At 43.0% G+C, this 1,596-nt stretch carries 2 protein-coding genes; both read left to right on the top strand.

Annotated features, from left to right (window positions below):
* The first annotated feature begins 236 nt into the window (after positions 1-236).
* On the top strand, positions 237-1,256 hold the full coding sequence (gene adhP, locus AC1DPQ_RS27085; RefSeq protein ID WP_477582409.1) for an alcohol dehydrogenase AdhP: 1,020 nt from the start codon (positions 237-239) through the stop codon (positions 1,254-1,256).
* A 33-nt stretch (positions 1,257-1,289) separates the two neighbouring features.
* The coding region (locus tag AC1DPQ_RS27080) for a pyridoxamine 5'-phosphate oxidase family protein (RefSeq protein WP_477611471.1) at positions 1,290-1,596 on the top strand (307 nt) is incomplete at its 3' end.

Below are 1,596 nucleotides of genomic sequence, written 5' to 3'. Positions count from 1 at the left end.
GTTTAGATTGGATCGTAGAAAACGGACAGATCGATATCCTGACCATGGTGCATCGAAAACACGGTTTTTTTCATCGCCTGCTTAAAGGTAGCTATACCCTGAACATGTCAGATCATATTCAGATCCCGCTTTTGGTTTTACCGCCATCACACAACATTCCGATGTAATGGTTCATCACCAGATAAAATTCAATTATTATAATCTATTGTTAAACAGAATATATGTATCCTAAAACAATGAAAGCTGCAGTTATCCATGAATATGGAGGACCACTGGCCATAGAAGAACTTCCGGTTAGACCGCTCAATCAATACGAAATTTTGGTTAAGGTAATTTCATGTGGGGTATGCCATACCGATCTGCATGCCTGTAATGGAGACTGGCCGGTAAAATCAAAAATGCCATTGGTGCCAGGTCACGAAGCCATTGGGTTGGTAGCGGCAATGGGACATGATGTTAAAACTGTTAAGGAAGGAGATGTGGTTGGTGTGCCTTGGTTATACAGTGCATGTGGCTGTTGCGAATTCTGCTTAACCGGTTGGGAAACATTATGCTATGAGCAGCAGAATGGAGGCTATAGCGTTGATGGAGGTTTTGCAGAGTATGTAATAGCCGATTCGAGATACGTTGCCCATTTCCCTTCGCATGTAAATTTTGCAGAAATGGCGCCGATTATCTGTGCCGGGGTTACCGTATACAAAGGTTTAAAAGAAACTGATGCAAAAGCAGGTGAATGGGTAGCCATATCAGGTATTGGCGGGCTCGGCCATCTTGGGGTTCAGTATGCAAAGGCCCTGGGCTTTCAGGTTGCCGCGATTGATATTTCAAACGATAAACTGGAAATGGCCAGAAAACTGGGTGCAGACATTGTTGTTAATGCGCTAGAACATGACCCAGGTGAATTTCTTAAAAAACAAACCGGGGGTATGCACGGCGTATTGGTTACGGCAGTAACACCTGTTGCTTTTAGTCAAGGGCTTTCTGCATTGCGCAGAAAAGGTACTTTATCGCTAAACGGACTACCTCCAGGCAGTTTTGACCTTCCTATATTCGATACCGTGTTGAACAGAATAACGATCAGGGGTTCTATTGTCGGCACAAGAAAGGATATGCAGGAAGCGATCGAATTTGCGGTAGATGGAAAGGTAAGGGCGCAGGTTAAATCAGCAAAACTGGAAGATATCAATAATGTGTTCGATCAAATGAAAAAGGGCGAGATTGATGGACGGATTGTTTTGGATATTTCTGGTGATTAGGTGTTTATTAATCAATATTTAACGAATAAGAAGATGTTAGGGACATTAAAAGAAGAGGATATAGAAAAGCTCCTTAAGGAACAATATATTGGCCGTTTGGCCTGCCATGCACATGGAGTAAGTTACATTGTGCCCATTAATTATGTGTATAGCAGCAGTACGGTTTATGCTCACTCTGCTCCGGGGCAAAAAATCAGGATGATGAAAAGTAACCCTCAGGTATGCTTTCAGACCGATCAGATCCGCGATACTTATAATTGGAAAAGTGTGGTGTGCTGGGGCAAGTTCGAAGAAATTACGGATGCTGCAGAAAAACAAAGGGCGCTACAGGGGATTATCC

It is taken from the genome of Pedobacter sp. 01T416_2 (genome assembly GCF_056398925.1).
Note: the sequence above shows the minus strand (reverse complement) of the source record. Positions and strands in the feature narration are given on the sequence as shown.